The organism is Streptomyces sp. NPDC045026 (assembly GCF_056432625.1).
Genome location: NZ_JBWKIS010000015.1, coordinates 108,395 through 124,298, shown reverse-complemented (window position 1 = coordinate 124,298; position 15,904 = coordinate 108,395). Strand labels below are relative to the sequence as shown.

General features: G+C 68.5%; 17 protein-coding genes and 1 pseudogene. 3 read left to right on the top strand and 15 right to left on the bottom strand.

The window, feature by feature from the left end:
- Window positions 1-49: 49 nt before the first annotated feature.
- The 7 genes and pseudogenes from AC07EJ_RS28460 to AC07EJ_RS28430 all read right to left on the bottom strand — a co-directional run bounded on the left by AC07EJ_RS28460 (window position 50) and on the right by AC07EJ_RS28430 (window position 3,405).
- Window positions 50-853, bottom strand: coding sequence for a FadR/GntR family transcriptional regulator (locus AC07EJ_RS28460; RefSeq protein WP_389479601.1), 804 nt, complete (start codon window positions 851-853; stop codon window positions 50-52).
- 124 nt (window positions 854-977) lie between these two features.
- Entirely contained in the window at window positions 978-1,103 is a 126-nt protein-coding gene (locus AC07EJ_RS28455; protein WP_478885317.1) for a hypothetical protein, read from the bottom strand.
- Window positions 1,104-1,287: 184 nt separating this feature from the next.
- A pseudogene (locus AC07EJ_RS28450) lies at window positions 1,288-1,491 on the bottom strand (IS3 family transposase); the annotation flags it as partial.
- Window positions 1,492-1,496: 5 nt separating this feature from the next.
- A complete protein-coding gene (locus AC07EJ_RS28445) occupies window positions 1,497-1,823 on the bottom strand; it encodes a transposase (RefSeq protein ID WP_389479597.1) in 327 nt (108 codons plus the stop codon).
- A gap of 107 nt (window positions 1,824-1,930) precedes the next feature.
- Window positions 1,931-2,152, bottom strand: a complete 222-nt coding sequence (locus AC07EJ_RS28440) for a helix-turn-helix domain-containing protein (protein ID WP_362907333.1) — start codon at window positions 2,150-2,152, stop codon at window positions 1,931-1,933.
- A complete protein-coding gene (locus AC07EJ_RS28435) occupies window positions 2,152-2,643 on the bottom strand; it encodes a DUF2975 domain-containing protein (protein WP_389479595.1) in 492 nt (163 codons plus the stop codon). The genes AC07EJ_RS28440 and AC07EJ_RS28435 overlap by 1 nt, the downstream gene beginning before the upstream one ends.
- Before the next feature lie 288 nt (window positions 2,644-2,931).
- Window positions 2,932-3,405 (bottom strand): MarR family winged helix-turn-helix transcriptional regulator, encoded by a 474-nt coding sequence (locus tag AC07EJ_RS28430; RefSeq protein WP_393583787.1) that lies wholly within the window; start codon window positions 3,403-3,405, stop codon window positions 2,932-2,934.
- A gap of 68 nt (window positions 3,406-3,473) precedes the next feature.
- Between AC07EJ_RS28430 and AC07EJ_RS28425 the strand changes: the two genes are divergently transcribed.
- Window positions 3,474-4,040: a YbhB/YbcL family Raf kinase inhibitor-like protein gene (locus tag AC07EJ_RS28425; RefSeq protein ID WP_389479592.1), complete on the top strand. Its 567-nt coding sequence runs from the start codon at window positions 3,474-3,476 to the stop codon at window positions 4,038-4,040.
- A gap of 261 nt (window positions 4,041-4,301) precedes the next feature.
- Here the strand turns inward: AC07EJ_RS28425 and AC07EJ_RS28420 are convergent, their stop codons facing one another.
- From AC07EJ_RS28420 to AC07EJ_RS28385, 8 genes are all read right to left on the bottom strand, one after another.
- The gene (locus tag AC07EJ_RS28420) at window positions 4,302-4,949 is read right to left on the bottom strand and encodes a class I SAM-dependent methyltransferase (protein WP_478885345.1); all 648 of its coding nucleotides are present in this window, start codon (window positions 4,947-4,949) and stop codon (window positions 4,302-4,304) included.
- A 143-nt stretch (window positions 4,950-5,092) separates the two neighbouring features.
- Window positions 5,093-5,578: a GNAT family N-acetyltransferase gene (locus AC07EJ_RS28415; RefSeq protein WP_393583788.1), complete on the bottom strand. Its 486-nt coding sequence runs from the start codon at window positions 5,576-5,578 to the stop codon at window positions 5,093-5,095.
- 667 nt (window positions 5,579-6,245) lie between these two features.
- The gene (locus AC07EJ_RS28410) at window positions 6,246-7,487 is read right to left on the bottom strand and encodes a serine hydrolase domain-containing protein (RefSeq protein ID WP_389479588.1); all 1,242 of its coding nucleotides are present in this window, start codon (window positions 7,485-7,487) and stop codon (window positions 6,246-6,248) included.
- Between the two features lie 151 nt (window positions 7,488-7,638).
- Window positions 7,639-8,121, bottom strand: coding sequence for a hypothetical protein (locus tag AC07EJ_RS28405; RefSeq protein WP_393583791.1), 483 nt, complete (start codon window positions 8,119-8,121; stop codon window positions 7,639-7,641).
- A gap of 231 nt (window positions 8,122-8,352) precedes the next feature.
- Window positions 8,353-10,665: an ATP-binding protein gene (locus AC07EJ_RS28400; RefSeq protein WP_478885316.1), complete on the bottom strand. Its 2,313-nt coding sequence runs from the start codon at window positions 10,663-10,665 to the stop codon at window positions 8,353-8,355.
- A gap of 126 nt (window positions 10,666-10,791) precedes the next feature.
- Window positions 10,792-11,751: an SDR family NAD(P)-dependent oxidoreductase gene (locus AC07EJ_RS28395; protein ID WP_389479582.1), complete on the bottom strand. Its 960-nt coding sequence runs from the start codon at window positions 11,749-11,751 to the stop codon at window positions 10,792-10,794.
- A 64-nt stretch (window positions 11,752-11,815) separates the two neighbouring features.
- Window positions 11,816-12,772, bottom strand: coding sequence for an SDR family NAD(P)-dependent oxidoreductase (locus tag AC07EJ_RS28390; protein ID WP_393583795.1), 957 nt, complete (start codon window positions 12,770-12,772; stop codon window positions 11,816-11,818).
- An 80-nt stretch (window positions 12,773-12,852) separates the two neighbouring features.
- Entirely contained in the window at window positions 12,853-13,671 is an 819-nt protein-coding gene (locus AC07EJ_RS28385; RefSeq protein WP_389479578.1) for an SDR family oxidoreductase, read from the bottom strand.
- A gap of 137 nt (window positions 13,672-13,808) precedes the next feature.
- On the opposite strand from AC07EJ_RS28385, the gene AC07EJ_RS28380 reads away from it, so the two are divergent.
- A complete protein-coding gene (locus AC07EJ_RS28380) occupies window positions 13,809-14,393 on the top strand; it encodes a TetR/AcrR family transcriptional regulator (RefSeq protein WP_389479576.1) in 585 nt (194 codons plus the stop codon).
- Between the two features lie 706 nt (window positions 14,394-15,099).
- The gene (locus AC07EJ_RS28375) at window positions 15,100-15,837 is read left to right on the top strand and encodes a hypothetical protein (RefSeq protein ID WP_478885315.1); all 738 of its coding nucleotides are present in this window, start codon (window positions 15,100-15,102) and stop codon (window positions 15,835-15,837) included.
- Window positions 15,838-15,904 lie beyond the last annotated feature (67 nt).

Sequence of the window (15,904 nt, the reverse complement as noted above, 5' to 3'; positions counted from 1 at the left end):
AGGGCCCGGCCGGACCGGGTGCCGGCGGCACCCCATCCCCGCCGACGGCTCAGCGTCCCCGCGCCGCCCGTTCCAGCAGAGTCTCGATGTGGTTACGCGCCATGGTGTCCACCTGCACGTCGAGATCCGGCCCGTAGGTACGCAGCCCGAGCATCAGATGCTCCCTCATGCGTGCGCCGGCGAGTTCCACGTCGCGTGCCTCGATCGCCTCGAAGATCTCCGGATGGTGCGGCACTCCTTCCTCGCCGATCGACGGGTCCGAGTTCGAACGCAGCATCATTTCGAACATCATTCCGCTGATCGACGACAGCATGATCCGCAGCACGGGGTTCTTGCTCGCCACCGCGACGGCGTCGTGGAAGTCCATGTCGGCCTGCGCCTTGACCACGACATCGGTCGCCGACTCCAGGGCGTCGCACGCGTGACGCATCGTCGCCAGGTCTTCGTCAGTGGCGTGCCGGGTCGCGAGTCGCACCATCTCGACCTCCAACGGGAGGCGGGCCTCGATGAGCTGACGGACCGTGGGCCGACCCGCTCTGTACAGCGCGTCGTACCCCCTCGCCTGCCCGGAGGTCTGCTCACGCACGAAGGAACCCCGTCCGGGCGCAACCTCGATCAGATGTTGAGCCTCGAGCCGCCGCAGCACCTCCCGTACGACGTTCCTGCTGGAGCCGAACTGGGCGGCCAGCTCACGCTCCGAAGGCAGCTTCGCTCCCACCGCGATCTCACCGGACCGGATGTCGTGCTCCAACTGGCGAGCGATGCGCTCAGTCAAAAGCCCGCGCTGCGCGGGGTCGGCGGCAGGACCCGTGGGCGCGGATCGGTGAGGCGAGGAAGGGGCGGACGACTGCATGGACGCAGCGTACAGCGACGTCCGGGCCTCGGGCGGGGTAGCGATCTTGCTCGTCTCCTCTGCGGCATGGTCGGCTACGGCCGAGGTCCTCGGCTGCTGCGGCGGAACTCGCCGGCAGTACTCGTCACCCCAGCGGCGGCCCGAACAAGTGGCGCAGCTCCTCGCGGAAGGCGGGGAACGTCTTCGTAACGCAGGTCGGGTCGTCGAGGGCGATGCCGCCGGACTGCAGTGCCAGGACGCTGAAAGCCATCGCGATGCGGTGGTCGCGGTGGCAAGCGATGCAGGTCCGGCCGGGTGGACCGTGATGCGGTCGGGGCCTTCGTCCGCCCGGACCCCCAGCGCCCGCAGGTTCTGGGCGACCGCGGCGATACGGTGAGGCGTTCGACGGTGCAGCAGGCCACCGCGACATCCTGGCGGTTCAGGTGCCGCCAGATCTTCCGGGCACCGTAGACACGGTAGTTGGCCTCGTACACCTGGGTGATCAGGTCCTTCAGCTCGGCGTCGCGGAGGGTGCGGGCCGCAGGCTTAGCCTGGCGTTTGTGGTGGGCGCAGTAGGTGGACGGGGCGATCTTGCAGTCGTGATCGGTGAGGACCCGGCAGATCGGCTCGACGCCGAAGCGGCCCTTGTACTCGTCCATGAACGCTACGAGCGTGTGTGTGGCCGGCCGAGCTCGGCCGCGAAGAAAGACGCCGCAGTCTTCAAGATCTCGTTCGCCCGCTTGAGTTCGGCGATCTCCTTCTTCATCGCTTTGGCCTGCGCGGACTCCTCCGTCGTAGTGCCCGGACGGGCACCTGCATCGATCTGATCCTGCCGCACCCACTTGCGCAGCGTCCCGGTCGTGCCGATGCCCAGTTTCTGGGCGACCGCTTTCATCGCGGCCCACTCGGTGTCGTACTCCGGCCGCACCTCGCCGACCATCCGCACCGCACGACGGCGCAGCTCAAGCGGGTACCGGGAAGAACGTGCCATGACTCGATCCTCTCAAATGATCGAGTCCCCATCGAACCCGGAACGGTTCACCGTGCCGCATCACAGGCCGGAGGTGCTAGGCGTTTCCACGCCCGTCCTGGGACGCGTCATCCGCCCGCGGCGTCCTCGGCCTCCCAGCGCAGCAGGTCGCCCGGCTGGCACTTGAGCACCTCGCAGAGCGCGGCGAGCGTCGCGAAGCGCACCGCTTTCGCGCGGCCGTTCTTGAGTACCGCCAGATTGGCCGGAGTGATCCCCACGCGGTCCGCCAGCTCGCCCACGGACATCTTCCGCCTGGCCAGCATCACGTCGATATCGACGGCGATCGCCATCAGATCACCTCATCCAACTCAGCCTGCATCTGCGACGCTTCGACATCGCGCGCAACAGCCTGGGCGAGCAACATCCGCAGCACGAGGACGAAAAGCGCAACCCCCAGAATGGCCACACCAACCCCGCCCATGATCACGGTCACACCCGGATCCTCCCGCTGGCCCGGCGCATTGAAGGCCGTGACCGCGAACCACACCAGGGCAGCCGCCACGATCGCGCCGATCACGACGTCCACGTACCGGAACGCGGCATAGGAGAACACGGTTCCACGACGCACCATCGCCACCAGCCGCCATACGCAGACGAGCGCCACCTGGACCGACACCATGCCCAGAATCGTGAGCACGCGCAGCGCAGTCAGCGGGAGCGACCCGTCCTCCGGGTCGTTCCCGCTGACCAACGCCCACACCATCCCCGCCTGCACGAACACGGTGCCGCCGAGCACCACCACGAGCACGGCGCGCAGCGCACCCACTGTCAGCTTTCCCATGACCCATCCTTCCATCGATTCACGATGGGAACCTATCGAATTTCGATAGATGAAGCAAGCGCCGGGACGGAAGACGGGGAGCGGCTTCACGCCATGGCGGGACGTCGCCACCCCTCCCACCGCATGGCGTTCGCGCGAACCGTCTTGATCCTCTCGAAGCCGGCCTCACTTGAGCGCAAATCGGACGCCACCCCACTACGCCGACACCCAGACCGGTGCTCGCGTGCAGCGATCCCCGGCCCAGTGCCTTCGAGCCGGACTTTGACGCTCCGCCACACAAGACAGAATTCAGGAGTTGGCGATAGCACTGAACAGCGCCGCGGCGCGGGCGATCACTGCGCGGTCTTCGGCGCCGAGGGCCTCGAGCTGCGCATCGAGCCAGGCGCTTCGCTGCGCCCGAGCGGCACCTCCCAGTCGGTCACCCTCCTCGGTGACACTGAAAAGCACCTTGCGACGGTCGCCCGGATCACGGGAGCGCACGGCATATCCGGCCGAGGTCAGGCGGTTCACCGTCTGGCTCATCGAAGCGGGAGAGACCCTGCCGCGCTCACTGAGGCCGGTGAGTGTCTGCGGTCCGTGTTTGTGCAGGTGGACGAGTACATCCAGCGCCACATCTCCGAGTCCCCCTTCGGGGCGCTCGCTACGGAAGCGGCGATAGAGGCTCCCGACGGCGGAGCGCACCTGCCCCCCGAGGTCAGCCTCCCCAGCCTCGGCGGCCGGCTGCTCGGCTGCGGGTTCATCGCCAGTTGCGGGCATCTCCATAGCTGCTTAGTATACCTAAACATATCTTTCGTATACCTAAGCAGTGACCGTCGGAAAGAGCCGAAGCCATGCCCGCAAACCTCCTCGGCGTCGCCTTGCGCAACCGGCGCGCCGGCCGGCACACCCTCGCCTGGGCCCAACCAGCCCTCCAGGCCCCGGAGAGCTTCACCCTCACAAGCCCCGCCTTCGACCACGACACACCCATACCGGCCAGGCACCGCGGCCACATGTTCGGCGCGAACATCTCTCCCGCCCTCACCTGGACACAGCCCCCGCAGGACACCGTCGAACTCGCGCTCGTCGTGCAGGACCCCGACGTCCCCTTCGGCAAATCAGCCACGCACGCGCTCGCACTCAACATCGACCCCGCACTGGGCGGCATCCCGGAGAACGCCCTGGCCAACCCCAGCCCCATTCCCGGACTCCGGCTCGGCAAGGGCCCACTGGGGCGCCGCGGCTACTGCGGACCCATGCCGATCCGATCGCACGGACCCCACGCCTACGTCTTTCAGCTCTTCGCCCTGTCCCGGGCCCCCGAACTGCCAGACGGCTTCACCCTCGACCAGATGATCACCGCCATCACCGGCCGCATCATCGGGCGAGCCTGCCTCGACGGAACCTACGAGATCTCCTGACTCCCCGCGACTGCCGCCTCAAGGGCGACGGCGCCCACCACGCCAAGCTCGGTATCGCCCGCCTGCACAACCTCACCCCACACCGGCAACCGATAGCCGGCAACCGGCTCGTCCAGATTCCCCACGGTGCGTCGGCTGAGCGGACAGAGCCGCGGCGGCAGTAGACCGGGCCGTCGGAGGCCCGCCGTGCGGAGCGGCTCACGCCGCTGAGCGGTTCGTCGAGGCGGGGCCGTGCTCGAAGGTCATCAACAGGACGGACCCTCAGGCTTTACGGGCGAGCAGTTGAATCTCCCGGAACTGCCGTCGGTCGGTGGGCTGAGGCTCGCGAACCGTCCGGGCCACCTCGGCCAACCCTGACGTACGCAGCATCGCGGCGAGGTGATCAGGGGACCACCGATAGGCCGGGGCGACTGCGTGATCGAAGACCTGCGTCAGGTGGGACGGATCATCAGTTGCCGAAAAGCCGATCAGAAGGTGGCCGCCAGGAACCAGCACACGGTGGAACTCCGCCAGGATGACGGGGAGTTCTTGCGGCGGAGTGTGGATGATGGACCACCGCGAAAGGACGCCGCCCAGCACGCCGTCAGCAATGTCCAGCGCCGCCATCGAACCCACCTCGAACTGCAGCCCCGGACAGGCCTGTCGAGCCAACTTGATCATCACAGGAGAGGTGTCAACACCAAACGCCGCCAGCCCCAACTCGCCCAGATAAGCGGTGATATGGCCAGGCCCACATCCCAGGTCCGCGACCTGACCGTCCCCACTCGCCCTGACGACCTCGGCGAAGACACCCAAGATCGCACGATCCAGGGGACTGTCACGCAGCGTGTCGCGGAAGAGTTGCGCATACGTGGTGGCAGCAGCGTCGTACGCCTCGCGGGTGGCACTGAGGGCATCGTGTTCAACCATGCTCACGACACTAGTTCCTCGCGCTGAGGCGAGCCGAGAGAAGCACGATCCTCCCGCCCGCGCGGGCTATCGAAAGTTCAGAGAAACCTGCGTCCGCCGCTCCACCTGCGACCCGGTCCGGCACAGCGCGGCGCGGAGGTCACTCAAAGAGCCTTGAAGTAACGGGCCACAGGCATGAGCGTGTAGTCGGCGTTCTCGTAGACGTGGCGAGCCCGGGCATGGCCTGCGTCGCCCCCCGTGTCAATCATCGCGACCCGCATCCCAGCGCCACGCAGCCAGGCCGTGGCGTGTTCGGTGAGTCGGGCCCCGATGCCACCGCCTTGAGCGTCTGGATCCACGGCCAGCATCGAGACTTCTCCGAGGAGACGGGCGGGCTCGGACACCGTCGCTGCAACGAAACCGACCACCCGGCCCTCCGTCTCGGCCACCCAGACCTCCATCGCGCTTTCAGAGAGCACCTGCCGCACTGCTCTCTCCTGGTACTCGCGCCAGTCACCGTGCAGACGGAGGAATAGCTCCTCCCCTAGAACACGCTGCATCGAGGCGAAAACCGGTGCCCATGCGCGAAGTGACAACTCGACGACATACTCCTCGTCGAGGCGGCTGTACTCACGAATGTGAACATCCATGCGCCCCACACTGACACGGCACCGGAACCCAACTATGAGTCTCTGCAAAGGATCTCAAACACTCACTGATCGACGTGCACGCATCGAACTGCACGGCACAACACTGGGCGCGGACGGTGAGGCGATCGAGGCGGCTTGCCTGGACATGTCGTCCATGGCCTCCACACGGCCCCATCGCATGTTTCATCCCGGCCGAGCGGTGAAGCGGTCACGAGGCGACGGGTCACTCCTCCCCCATCGGCTCGGGCGCCCGGGCAGCAGCTCCTCGGCGAGGAGGACAGCCGGGTACGAGGTCGTCACTCAAAGGGCCGGCCTCCAGGAACCTTCGAACCCGCACCCAGACAGGGACGCCCCCTCACGCGCCGGCATGAAGCATGAAGCATGAAGTGGAGACAACTCATCGCTTACCGGTGATGCTTCAGGACGCCGAGCGCACACACGGCCTTCGCCTGATCCCGTGCTCCGACCAAGGAGTACACGTGACCGGGACGAAGGCCGCGACGGCGAGGGTGGTCCAACAAGAGGCCCGTCAGGAGGCGTTGGCCGCATCCGGAGCAGCGGTGTGTGGGTTCGCCGCGCCGACATCGATGTTCGGCCGTCATGGGGCTGACCGTTGGTGTCGTCGGGTTGAGGGCGGGCCCACGGAGACCGGAGAGCCGGCTCGGTGTCAGTCGTCGATTGCCTGATAGAGCGTGGTCCAGAAGTCGTGCATGAGCCGCACCGGATCCGGGACGGACGCCCCTACCTGAGTGAGCAGGATGCCGGTGAGCTGGTTGTCCGGGTCGGCGTACGTCGAGGCGCCGCTTCCGCCGTCCCAGCCGAACTGGCCGATCGGCGCGTAGTCACCGCGGTAGGTGCGCACCGCCATGCCGAAGCCCCAGCCGCCGTGCTGGCCCTGGCCGAAGGAGATATGGACGTTGTTGGTGGCCAACTCGTGCCGGGCGGCCTGCTGTTCGGGAGTGAGCCGGTTGGTGGTCATCAGCTCGACGGCGGCCCGGGAGAGGATCCGTTCGCTCCCGTGCATCCCGCCATTGAGCAGCATCCGGAAGTAGGCGTGGTAGTCGTCGGCGGTGGAGTTCAGTCCACCGCCGCCACCCTGGAACGCGGGAGGCGTGCTGTGACGTCCCCCTTCGGCCTCGTCCCACACCTGGAACTCTCCGGTCTGCGGGTCGGGAGCATACAGCGGCGGCAGCCGGTCCATCTGGTCGGCCGGCACGTGGAATCCGGTGTCCTTCATCCCCAGCGGGTCGAAGATGCGCTCGCGCAGGAACGACTCGTACGACTGGCCCGTGACCCTGGCGACGAGTACGCCGAGCAGGTCGCTGGCGATGTGGTACTGCCAGCGCTCTCCGGGCTGGTGCATCAGCGGAAGCTCACCCAGGCGGCGCAGCCACTCATCCGGCCCCGGCATCGGCTCCGGCAGGTTGGGCGTGAGCCCTTGCTCGAAGATCACGCCCATGATCGGAGTGCCGAGCGACGTCATATCCATGCCGATCCCGAAGGTGGAGGTCAGCACGTCCCGCACGGTGATCGGCCGCCGCGCCGGCACGGTGTCGTCCAGCGGGCCGTCGATGCGCTTCAGCACCTGCCGGTCGGCGAGTTCGGGCAACCACTCCTGCACCGGGTCGTCCAGCCGCAGTCTGCACTCGTCGAGCAGGACCATCGCCGCCGCGACCGCGACCGGCTTGGACGTCGAGGCCATCCGGAAGATCGTGTCCCGGCGCATCGGCGCGCCACCCTCATGGCGCATCGTCCCGAGCGCCTCGACATGCGTCTCACCACCATGGCTGAACAGCGCCACGAGTCCAGGAATCTTCCCGGACTCGACATGCCGCGCCAGGACGTCCCGCACTCGTTGCACGCCTGTTTTGGAGAAGCCGTCGTGCTGGTCGGCAAGGGCGATGGGCATGTGTGCTCCTTCGATTGAACGCACGGATGATGGAATGCGGTCCTGTTCACGCCCGTGGTGTCTGGACTGCCTGGGTCGGCGCCCGAGGGGATCTCCCGCGCAGGCGACCGACCTTGAGGGCACGGCGGAGGGACTTGTACGCCGCACGGGGTCAGCAGCCGAGCCGGTCGGCGATCACACCCAACACCTGCCCCAGATCGCGTGACATTCGGGCGCGTAGGCCGATCTCAGCGATCCCGGCCGCGAACCCGGGATGGCCGGGGAGAACCCTGTGGACGCGATGCGTCACCCGAGTGCCGTCTGGGCAGGCGGCGACGGCGTGCACCCCGGCGTACCAGCTCTGCACCGCCACCCTGGACCGCGCCCGGTCCAGCTGGATCTCCACCGGCTCGACCGGCCCGGCCAGCTCGGCTCGGTAGGTGTCGGCGCCGGACGCGGCCACGACGGTCATCGCCCCCTGCCGAGCAGCCGAAGCTCTGGCCAGCACCAGCAGGTTGTCGTCGCCGACCCGCCCCTCGGCAACGGTGAGGAGGAGCGCGGCGACCGCTGCGACGGGCGCGTCGAGCGTGCCTTGCACTTCCCACCGGGCGGGCAGCGCGTCCAGTTCGGCGAGCAGGGAAGGCGGTGTGTGCATGGCGAAGAGCCTCGGCGCGGCAGCCCGTACGCGACAACCCGTGTCGCGCCTTCCGGGACGGGCGGCATCTCAGCGGGGCCCGGCCGACCTGCGCACTCACACCGGGCGGAGGCTGCTTGTCGGGTGTTCCGGGACGGGACGGGACACCTGCGCCACTCCTGGGACAGGCTCAGGACACCCGGGCCACCCCTGGGACAGGATCAAGACACCTGCGCCACCCCTCGGACAGGATCAGGACACCCGGGTCAGGCCCGAACACGCCGCCGGCACCAGGTAGTTGATGCCGTGCGCGCCGGCGGTCTCCAGCGCCGCCCTGAAGTGCCGCGCCGCGGCTTCCCGATCGCCTGTGGCCAGGCATGCCTCCGCGTACGGGAGGAGGCTGCGCACCATCCGATGCGGCTCACCGGCCACTTCGAGCATCAGCATGGCCTCGGCATGCATGGCCGCCGCCTCCTCGGTGGCACCGAGGTGGCGCAGGGCCACGGCGGCGTCCGTGCGGCTTATGGCCTCGAAGACCGGATGGCGAGTCTCCCGGCTGATCGCGACGGCCTGCTCCGCCAGGTCGAGGGCGGTACGGGCTTCTCCCAGGCCGAGGGCCGCCCGGCCGAGCACGTCCAGACACATGCGCTCCTTCTGCCGGTCCAGCTCGCGCGCGGTCTTCAGCAGGTCCGAGACGACCTCGCGGGCCTCGCCGTGCTCTCCCAGCAGCACGAGAGCCCGCCCCAGGCGTACGCCTATGTACACGCGGACGGCGGCCTCGCCGGACGGCACGAGTCCGGTCGCCCGGCGTACGAGTTCGATGGCGCCTTTGGCGTCGGCCGCGTACAGCCGGACCTCCGCCAGCTGTTCGACGGCCAGGGCCTCACCGACGACGTCGCCCTCCTCGGCCATCAGCACGCGGGCCGCCTCGAGCTCCGGCACCGCCTCCTCCAGCCGGCCCACCCGCATCAGCGCGGCGCCGAGCAAGTACCGGTGAGAGGCGAGCACCCGGCGCTCGCCGAGCGCCTTGGCGGCGGGCATGGCGGCCTCGATGCCGCGGCACACCTGCGCCATGCCACCGCGCCGCCCGAGGGCGATCACAAAGGCGAACTGGCCGAGCCCGACCGCCGACGCGTCGATGCGCAGCTCCACGCAGAGCAGGAACGTCGCGGTGATGTTGCCCCACTCGGTGTCCAGCCAGTCGAGGGCTCCGTCATGGGAGAGGTCGGGGAGCGCGGGAGGTCTCTGCGACACGACGACCGGCACGGGGACGACGACCAGCTCGATCACCTCTGTCGTGGCCAGCATGCCGCTCAGGTAGTAGTCGGCAAGGCGGGCGATCGCCGGTCCCGGGTCCGCCGCGGCATCCTCGGCACGGGCGGACTGCCGCAACAGGTCGTGCATCCGGTAGCGGCCTGCCGACGGCTCCTGCAACAGATGGACATCGACCAGGTCCTCCAGCAGGGAACGGGCGTTGGCCAAAGGGATCCCGGCCAGCGCTGCCGCTCCGTACGCGTCGATGTCCTCGCCCGGTACCAGCCCCAGCAGCCCGAACATTCGTCGCTGGGCGGAGTCGAGCTGCCGCAGCGACATCTCGAACACGTCCGACACCGCCAACTCGCCCTCGCGCAGCCGTTGCACCAAGGTGTCGAGCGTCCACGCGGGCCGGTGCCGCAGGCGCGCGGCGGCCACCCGGATGGCCAGCGGCAGGTTCCCGCACCGGCGCAGCACCTCGCCGACATCACCGGGACGGGACCCGCCCGCCGATTCGACGAACAGCTCCGCCGCCTCCTGGGTCAGCAGGACGTCCAGCGAGATCGGCTGGACTCCGTCCAGTTCCACCATCCGCCGGCGGCTCGTGATCACGACGAGGCTCTGTCCGGCACCGGGGAGCAGATCGCGTACGTGATCGGCGTCGGCGGCGTTGTCCAGGAGCACGATCGCTCGCCGGGCCGCCAACTCCGACCGCCACAGCGCGGCCCGCTCGGCGACCCCGTCGGGAATCCTGCCGGGCGGCACGCCGAGCGCGGCCAGCAGCACACGCAGCGCCTCCGCGGACTCGACCGGCTCCCGGCCCGGAGTGAACCCGCGCAGGTCCAGGTAGAGCTGGGCACCGGGAAAGTCTGCGGTCAGCAGGTGCGCGCCGTGTACGGCAAGCGCCGTCTTACCCACCCCGCCCATGCCGTCGATCGCCACTATCGTCGTGTTCCGCGCGGCGCTGAGGAGAGCGGCCAGCTCCGCCCGGCGCCCGGTGAAGGCGGTGATGTCGTGCGGCAGGTCGTTACGCACCGGCACGGTGGCGGCGGTGCTCGTCTGGGGCTCGTCCTTGGCCCGCTCCCACACCTCACGCATCGCCCGGGGGTCGCGACCGGCTGCCTTGCACAGCGCAACCACCGTCGGCCAGGGTGGAACGGACTGGCCGGAGAAGTAGCGCGACAGCGAGGAACTACTGCCGTGGACGTCGCGGGCCAGCTCCCGCAGGCTTCGTCCGGTCAGATCGCGCAACTGCCGCAGCTGCCCTGCCAACTCCTCATGCACGCTTGCCAGCCCCTCCCCCAGTTTCACGCGCTGATCCTAGATGAACCGAAGTGGGCCGGGCAGTTTCGTTCGGATAGTCGGCCGTTTGACCTGGGGTGCCGCCAACTGATGTGCAGTGGAGGCGAATTGGACCGCTACTCCTTCACCGGCGCCTCAGAGGGCGAGCATCCGACGGGACACGTCCCACAGGCGCGTCGCGGACTCGTCGTCCAAGGCGTGGGGAGCGACACCGGACGGCTCCGGGCTGTCGGCGGCCGTTGCAGGGTCGTGCGGGAGGGCTTCGTTGCTGTTCTCGAAGTAGCGTCCGCCGACCCCGTCCACCAGCGGTGACCCGGCCAGGAGCACGGAGGTCGCGGCGCCCTGCTCGGCGGTGCGCCAGGGATAGTTGTCGAAGATCGCCTGGGTCGCCGGGTCCACGTCCATGTTCTGCTGGTGGCGCTGGAGCGGTGTGCGGATGCCGCCCGGGTTGAGGGCGTTGGCGGTGATGCCGTCATCGGCCCAGCGCCGGAACGCCTCGACGGCGAACAGCGTGACGGCGGACTTGGACTGGCCGTAGGCGAGCCACGGATCGTAGGCGCGGTGGGCGAAGTTGATGTCGTCGAAGTCGACCGGTGCGAGCAGGTGTCCGTTGGAGCTGACCGCGACGATGCGTCCGCCTTCGGCCGCCAGGGCGGCGTGAAGGGCATTGGCGAGCTGGAAGTGGCCGAGGTGGTTGGTGGCGAACTGGTACTCGACACCCTCGGGTGTACGGCGCAGCTCGGGCACGGCCATGACGCCTGCGTTGTTGAGGAGGATATGCAGCGGGCCGGACCAGGCGTCGGCGAACGAGGCCACCGATGACCGGTCGGTCAGTTCCAGTGCGGTGACGCCGACCTTGGGGTTCCCGGTGGTGGCGGTGATGTCGGCGGCGACCTTCCGGCCCGCCTCCGTGTTGCGCACGGCGAGGGTCACCTCGGCGCCCGCCCGGGCCAGGGAGCGGGCGGTCTCGATGCCGATGCCGGAGGCTCCGCCGGTGACGACAGCGCGCTTGCCGGTCAGGTCGATGCCGGCGAGGACCTCGTCGGCGGTGGTCTCGCGGTCGAACGGGGTGGTCAGACGGGCGGTGTCAGTCATGGTGTGTTCCTGGGGGCTGTGCTGAGTGGTCAAGTGGCCGGGGACGGACATGCGGCGGCGCCGGTCAGCGGATGAGGGTCTCGGACTCGGCCCACAGGCGAGCCGCGTTGTCCGGGTCGAGGGCGTACGGTGCGACGCCGGCGACGGCACCGGCCCGCTCGGTGATCGGCTTGGCCTCCGCGCAGTCCTCGTAATAGCGGCCGGTGACGCCTTCGACCGTCGGCGAAGCGGCCAGCAGTACCGAAGTGGCGGCGCCCTGCTCCACTGTCTTCTGCGGCGGCAGTGTGAGCTCGCCCGAGGCGATGAAGTCGGTCACCTGCTGCATGTCCATGTGCCGGGCCAGGGATGTGTCGGCGATGTTGCCCGGCATCAGCGCGTTGGCGGTGATGCCGTCGTCCGCCCAGCGCGCGGCGGCGCCGACGGCGAAGAGTGCGTTGGCGGTCTTCGACTGCCCGTAGGAGGTCCACGGGTCGTAGGGGCGAAAGCGGTAGTCCAGGTCGTCGAAGACGACCGGGGAGAAGAGGTGGCCGATGGAACTCACTGCGACGACCCGGGCGCCGTTCGCCGCGGCGAGCGCCGGGTGCAGGCCGGTCGCGAGGGCGAAGTGGCCCAGGTGGTTGACGGCGAACTGCCATTCCCGGCCGTCCGCTGTGCGGGCGATCTCGGGCGGGGCCATCACTCCGGCGTTGTTGACGAGGATGTCCAGCGGACCGTTCCAGGCCGCTACGAACGCCGAGACCGTCGACCGGTCGGCCAGGTCGAGCTGACCCACTGTCAACTTCCCGGAACCGGGCGGCAGTTCTGCTTCGAGCCGGGCCGCCACGGCGGCGCCCGCGTCGGTGTTGCGGACGGCCAGGGTGACGTCGGCGCCTGCCGCGGCGAGCGCCCGGGTCGTCTCGACCCCGATCCCGGAGCTGGCTCCGGTGACCACGGCCCGGCGGCCGTGCAGGTCGACGCCCTCGATCACTTCAGCGGCTGTGGTGGTCGCACCGAACGTGTGGGGTGTCTGAGGTGCGGACATGAGGAGTCTCCTGTCGTCGGCGAGATCGGCGAGCTGGGTGTTCGGGGTGTTGAGGGCGGTGCGAGTGAGCCGTCAGGCGGTCAGCCCTGTGCGATCCGGGAAACGTGCTGCCAGTCGGACCAGGTCTTGAGGCGCTCGGCGTACAAGGGCTCGATGATCTCGATGGGTTCGGTGCCGAACAGCACTCGCAGCGGCGGGTTCTCGGCGTCGACGATCTGCAGCAGGGCGGCGCCGGCGTCGCCGGGTTCGGCGTACCGGGCGTCGCCGAAGCGGGCCGCGATGGCCTCGCGGACCTGGTCGTAGGCAGGAATGGGCTCGGCCTGGGTGGCGGAGGAGCCGCCCCAGTCGGTGGCGAAGCCGCCCGGCTCGACGATGGTGACCTTGATCCCCGCGCCGGCGACCTCCTGGGAGAGGGCGTCACTGAAGCCTTCGAGCGCCCACTTGGAGGCGTGGTATGCGCCGAGGGACGGGAACGCGCCGATGCCTCCGACGGATGAGATCTGCACGATGTGGCCGCTGCGCTGGGCGCGCAGGATCGGCAGCACGGCCTGGGTGACCCAGAACGCGCCGAAGAAGTTCGTCTCCATCTGGTCGCGCAGCTGCTGCTCGGTGATCTCCTCGACCATGCCGAACAGGCCGTAGCCGGCGTTGTTGACCACGACGTCGAGACGGCCGAACTTCTCGTGCGCGGCGGTCACCGCGGTGCCCACGGCCGCTTCGTCGGTGACGTCGAGCGCCAGCGGCAGGACGGCGTCGTCGCCGTACTTGGTGACCAGATCGTCGAGTGCGGCCACGTTCCGGGCGGTCGCGGCGACCTTGTCCCCACGCTCCAGTGCCGACTCGGCGAACGAGCGGCCGAGGCCGCGGGACGTACCGGTGATGAACCAGACCTTGCTCATGAGTCCTCCTGGCGAGAAAGCCTTCCGGGGGCTGTCCCCGGCGCTGACTTCACCGTAGCGCAGAAAGTTAGACGAGTCCAAAGATGCATCGATCCAGAAATGTATCCGTCCAGGAATCAGAACGTAGGATGGGCCGCATGGGAGGAACAATGAACCTGCGCGAGCGCAAGAAGCTGGCGACCTGGCGCGCCATCCGGGTGGCCGCGCTGCGGCTCTTCGAGGAGCAGGGCTACGAGGCCACGACCGTCGAACAGATCGCGGCCGCGGCGAACGTCTCGCGCGCGACCTTCTTCAACTACTTCGCCGGCAAAGAGGCCGTGGTGGTGGACCAGGACCCCGAGGAGGCGCGCGACTGGCAGGCCCTCATGGACGGCCGCCCCGCCGGCGAGCCGCTCTGGGACTCGCTCGCCGCGATCATGACGGGGTTCTGCGAAAGCCTGCGGGAGACGCTGCCGCTGCACCGCCGCCTCAAGGCGAAGTCGCCCGCCTTCGCGCAGTCCGCGCAGAGCTTCGGCGCACAGTTCTTCACCGATCTGCGGCAGTGGGTGGCCGCCCGCGCCACCCCGGCCGACGACATGACCGCGATACTGCAGCTGAACCTCGCGCTGGCCGCCACCAACAGCGCCTACGAGACCTGGGGCACGGACGAGTCCTTCGACGGATTCATGCACCGCCTCGAACGCTGCCTCCGCCAGGCGGGTGCCGGCACGGCCTCCGGCTGACGGGCCGGACGCGCCCTGCATCCGGGGCTGTATCCGAGGCTGCATCCGGGGGCGGCGTCGATGCGCCGCGGGAATCCTTCGCCCCGGCCTTCGACAACCTCAACACTTACAGAGGCACCGCCCACTTGAACGGGCAGAACACGGTGTCACTCGACGGCGGGCGAGCGAGCGGCGAGAGGTTCTTTGCCGAACGCCGCCTGATGGTCGACCGGAACGAGGCCCGCCCCTGCAAGCCCTGAACGTCCGCCGCAATCGCACTAAGGTCATGAACGAATGCATGATTGATTCTGCTTGAAGTCGCGTATTTACGAGCAAGTATTGACACTCCCCGAGCGGGGCGCCATAGTCCTTCGCAGGCAAATTGGACTGCAGAGTCCTGGCGAACGAAGAAGGTACCTACCGATGCGGCGACTGTCGGTGCGCGGCTCTTTCGGGGTCAAGTGAGACAGCCCGCAGCACGGTATTTGTCATGAGCATGGCCAAACGGGCACTCGATGAACTCCCCTTCCGTGTCGCGAAGTGATGCAAAGTAACGCGAAGTAATGCGAAGTAATGCGAAGTAGCCGGAAACAGGCTGGTCGTTGGTCCAGGAGCCGAGGCAACGTCCAGGCCACACAGCCACCTCGGACCGAGAAGGCGGTGCCCAACCGTTCACGACCCGGGCCACCTTCAACACCCCCTTGAGGAGAATCAGATGAAGCGAGCGTTGACACGCACTGCGGTCGGAGCCCTGGCTGCACTCGTCCCGTTCATCGCAGCACCTGACGCACAGGCACAGACCTTCGGCGGGAACGAACTACTGTCGTGGTCCATCAGCGGAGCTCCCAGCGAGGGGCTGACATCCCTCAACTTCCCGATCACCGTGAACACCGGCACCGCCCACGTGGCCGGGACCTACTTCGCGATGCAGTACGGGTTCACCGGGCAGAGCGACATCGGGTACGCAGGACTGCAGCCGCGGCCGGATGCGAACGGGCATCAGCGCCTGCACGGGGTGTTCTCCTCCTTCATCAGCGGCACGACGAGCACCCACGCCAACTGTTCGGACGGGGCCGACGGCGGCGCCGGCGTCAGCTGCGGAGTGGACTTCGACGCCGTGTACGGCCACACCTTCCGCGTCGAGATCACCCAGGCCGGCACCGACACCTGGTCGGGCACGGTCGTCGACACCAACAACGGACAGCGGATCCCCGTCGGCACCTACAAGTTGCCTGCGGGCTCCGGCAACCTGAAGACCTCACAGGCGGGCTTCATCGAGTACTACAACGTGCCCAGCTGCGACCAGCAGCCGCGCTACGACGTCACGTTCGGCGGACCGTCCTCCGGCTCCCTGTCCGGCACGACGACGTGGGTCAAGGAATACGGAGAGTGCGCCGGCTACGGCAACACCCAGGTGACCACGGTGGGCGCAGGTGCGCGCGTGACCCGCGGTAGCGCGGGTTAGCACGCCAGGCAGGGCTCTACTGTCGGCCCTTGGGGATCTAGGGGCGGCCGGATCACCATCGGGCTGA